This window comes from Pseudomonas sp. K5002, assembly GCF_013386655.1.
In the GTDB taxonomy this organism is placed as follows: domain Bacteria; phylum Pseudomonadota; class Gammaproteobacteria; order Pseudomonadales; family Pseudomonadaceae; genus Aquipseudomonas.
The window spans coordinates 1-3583 of the sequence record NZ_JACARK010000033.1 but is presented as its reverse complement, the minus strand read 5'-3'; the positions used below and the strand labels follow the sequence as shown (position 1 = coordinate 3583).

Sequence of the window (3583 nt, the reverse complement as noted above, 5' to 3'; positions counted from 1 at the left end):
GGCATTGGAAGATGCGGGGCTTGCGCCCGACGCGATCGGCTATGTGAACGGCCATGGCACCGCCACCGACCAGGGCGACATCGCCGAAACCCTGGCCACCAGCAGCCTGTTCGGCAGCCGCATGCCCATCAGCTCGCAGAAGAGTTTCCTCGGCCACACCCTGGGTGCATGCGGCGCGCTGGAGTCGTGGTTCAGCATCGAAATGATGAACCGCAACCAATACGTGCACACCTTCAACCTCGACGAAGTCGACCCGCGCTGCGGCGAGCTGGACTACCTGCAAGGTGAGTTCCGCGAGCTGCACAGCGACTACGTGATGAACAACAATTTTGCCTTTGGCGGCGTCAACACTTCGCTGATTTTCCGCCGCTGGGTCTAAGTTTTTTTACTGACTGGAGAAATGGAATGTCTTCCCTGCTACGCGCAACACTGGTCGCTTTGGCCCTGCTCACCACCGCTGGCTGCACCAACAAACCGGTGCTCAACACCCAGCATGACTTGCCGGCGAACCCGCAGGTCAACGAAGAAAAAATGAAGCAGACCATTATCGCGGCCTTGAACAAACGCCAATGGGTGGTGCAGCGCCTGAGCCCGCAACTGGTGCAGGCCGAGATCAACGTGCGCAACCAGTTCCACGCTGAAATCGACATTCGCTACACCGCCACCAGCTACGCCATCACCTACCGCGACAGCCGCGACCTGGGCTACAAGGACGGCAAGATCCACCGCAACTACAACCGCTGGGTGAGCATGCTGGACCGTGACATCCTGGCGGCGTTGCGCACCAATGGTGTGAGTGACACGGCGCAGTTGCTCCAGCAGACCGGGACGTCGAAGCAGAACTGAAACACCCGCTTCCCTGTGGCTAGGGAGCTTGCTCCCGTTGGGGCGCGAAGCGCCCCTGAAACCTGCGATTGAAGGTTGCCTGGTAAAACTCAGTCGTCGGGTTTCGGGGCTGCTGCGCAGCCCAGCGGGAGCAAGCTCCCTCGCCACAGGTTATGCGTCGGTCATACCAATGCCTTACGGGTCAGCAACTCGACAAACGCCTTGGCCATCGGCGTCTGCTGACCCTTGCGCTGCACCAGCCACACCGCCGTCACCGCCTCCTGATCCAGTAACGTGCGATACACCACACCATCAATGCGGATCCGCTGATACGACGCCGGCAACACCGAGACACCCAACCCCGCCGCCACCAGGCCAATGATGGTCATTGCCTCCCCGGCCTCCTGGGCGAAATGCGGGCTGAAGCCGGCATCACGCGCCAGGCTCATCAATTGGGCATACAGGCCGCTGCCGTAAGTCCGCGGGAAAAACACAAACGGCTCTTCGGCCAATTGCGCCAGGTGCAAACCACGCTCACTGCCCTCCACCAGCGGATGCCCGGCGTTCAGCACGGCCACCAAGGGCTCGCGCATCAGTTCCACGACGCTCAAGGAATCGGGCAACGGCAACGGTCGCATCAACCCCACCTGAATCGACTCATCCACCAGCGACTCGGCCACTTCCGTGCTGCTCATCTCCTGCAGATTCAAATGCACCGCCGGGAATGCCTGGCGAAACGCGAAGATCGCCTGTGGGATGCTGGAGTTGAACGGCGCAGAAGAGGTGAAGCCAATCTTCAACTCCCCCAGTTCCCCCAGCTGCGCCCGACGCGCCACGTCCGCCGCTTTATCCACCTGCGCCAGCACCAACCGCGCCTCTTGCAGGAACAACCTGCCGGCCTCGCTCAGCTCGACCCGACGATTGGTACGCTCAAACAACCGCGCACCTATCTCCTGCTCCAGCGCCTGGATCTGCTGGCTCAGGGGCGGCTGGGAGATCCCCAGCACCTGCGCGGCGCGGCCAAAATGCAGCTCTTCAGCCACGGCGATGAAGTAACGCAGGTGGCGCAGTTCCATGAAAACCTCATTAGGTCGTAAAAGCTCTTAAACAGGTCGAACAATATATTGGAAAGAATCAATAGGGAGCTATATTCTTTTTTGCATTGCCAGCCCTGGCAGCCTTTCCTCCCCGAGGTCCCGCGTGAAATCTGCTGTCGCTCCGCTTGCTCAAGAAGTACCGCCCACCGCCCTCGATGAAGTGGTGGCACAGCTCAACGAGCAGTACATCGAAAAAGGCACCCCGATGTTCATGCGCACGGTGCTGGCGCTGTTCTCCGGCGGTTTCGCCACTTTCGCCCTGCTCTACTGCGTACAACCGATGATGCCGGCGCTGTCCCACGAATTTTCCATCAATGCCGCGCAAAGCAGCCTGATTCTCTCGGTGGCCACCGGCATGCTCGCCATTGGCCTGCTGATCACCGGGCCGATTTCCGACACCCTGGGGCGCAAGCCGGTGATGGTTGCCGCGCTGTTCTGCGCCGCACTGTGCACCATCGCCAGCGGCTTGATGCCGAGCTGGGAAGGCATCCTGCTGATGCGCGCACTGGTGGGCCTGTCCCTCAGCGGCCTGGCAGCGGTGGCCATGACCTACCTGAGTGAAGAGATCCACCCGCAACACATCGGCCTGGCCATGGGTTTGTACATCGGTGGTAACGCCATTGGCGGCATGAGCGGCCGCTTGATCATCGGTGTGCTGATCGACTTCGTCAGTTGGCACACGGCGATGCTAATCATTGGCGCCCTGGCGCTGATCGCAGCCACGGTGTTCTGGAAGATCCTCCCCGAGTCGCGCAACTTCCGCGCCAGCACCCTGCACCCGCGCAGCCTGGTGGACGGCTTCACCCTGCACTTCAAGGACGCCGGCCTGCCGTGGCTGTTCCTCGAAGCCTTCGTGCTGATGGGCGCCTTTGTGACGATGTTCAACTACATCGGCTACCGCTTGCTGGCGGACCCGTACGATTTGAGCCAGGCCGTGGTAGGCCTGCTGTCGCTGGTCTACCTCTCGGGTATCTACAGCTCGGCGAAAATTGGCTCCCTGGCCGACCGCCTGGGCCGTCGCCGCGTGCTGTGGGGCACCATCGTGCTGATGCTCGGCGGTATCGCCCTGACGCTGTTTACCCCGCTGTGGCTGGTAGTGCCCGGCATGCTGATCTTCACCTTCGGCTTCTTCGGCGCCCACTCGGTGGCCAGCAGCTGGATCGGCCGCCGCGCGCTGAAAGCCAAGGGGCAGGCGTCGTCGCTGTACCTGTTCAGTTACTACGTGGGGTCGAGTATTGCGGGGACGGCGGGCGGTTTTTTCTGGCACTACGCCGGGTGGAACGGGATTGGCGGGTTTATCGTCGCGCTGTTGATCGTCGCGTTGCTGGTGGCGTTGAAGCTGGCGAAGTTGCCGCCGTTGCAGGAAGCCAAGGCTTAACCAGCGCTTACAAAAAAGCCCGGCATCTGCCGGGCTTTTTCATTGCCGCGCGATCACTCGTGATACTGCGCCGACAACTCGTGCACCGCCCGCAGGAACGCGCCTGCGTGCTCCGGATCAACTTCCGGAGTAATGCCGTGGCCAAGGTTGAACACGTGACCACTGCCTTTGCCGTAGCTGGCAAGGATGCGGCCGACTTCAGCGCGGATCGCTTCCGGCTTGGCGTACAGCACGGTCGGGTCCATGTTGCCTTGCAGCGCGACCTTGCTGCCCACGCGGCGAC

At 61.7% G+C, this 3583-nt stretch carries 4 protein-coding genes and 1 pseudogene; 3 read left to right on the top strand and 2 right to left on the bottom strand.

Annotation, left to right across the window (positions count from 1 at the left end):
• Together HX846_RS01710 and HX846_RS01705 are read left to right on the top strand one after the other, a co-directional pair.
• Positions 1-379: pseudogene (locus HX846_RS01710) on the top strand (beta-ketoacyl-ACP synthase); the annotation flags it as partial.
• Between the two features lie 26 nt (positions 380-405).
• Positions 406-846, top strand: coding sequence for a hypothetical protein (locus HX846_RS01705; protein WP_003209360.1), 441 nt, complete (start codon positions 406-408; stop codon positions 844-846).
• A gap of 161 nt (positions 847-1007) precedes the next feature.
• Here the strand turns inward: HX846_RS01705 and HX846_RS01700 are convergent, their stop codons facing one another.
• Entirely contained in the window at positions 1008-1901 is an 894-nt protein-coding gene (locus HX846_RS01700; protein WP_003209358.1) for a LysR family transcriptional regulator, read from the bottom strand.
• Positions 1902-2082: 181 nt separating this feature from the next.
• On the opposite strand from HX846_RS01700, the gene HX846_RS01695 reads away from it, so the two are divergent.
• Positions 2083-3300, top strand: a complete 1218-nt coding sequence (locus HX846_RS01695) for an MFS transporter (protein WP_371315740.1) — start codon at positions 2083-2085, stop codon at positions 3298-3300.
• 53 nt (positions 3301-3353) lie between these two features.
• Here HX846_RS01695 and HX846_RS01690 read toward each other — a convergent pair.
• A partial coding sequence (locus HX846_RS01690; RefSeq protein WP_306173099.1) for a uroporphyrinogen decarboxylase family protein occupies positions 3354-3583 on the bottom strand: 230 nt, incomplete at its 5' end.

Coding starts and splice junctions, on each gene's coding strand:
- HX846_RS01705 (WP_003209360.1), top strand. CDS start 406: ATGTCTTCCCTGCTACGCGCAACACTGGTCGCTTTGGCCCTGCTCACC.
- HX846_RS01700 (WP_003209358.1), bottom strand. CDS start 1,901: ATGGAACTGCGCCACCTGCGTTACTTCATCGCCGTGGCTGAAGAGCTG.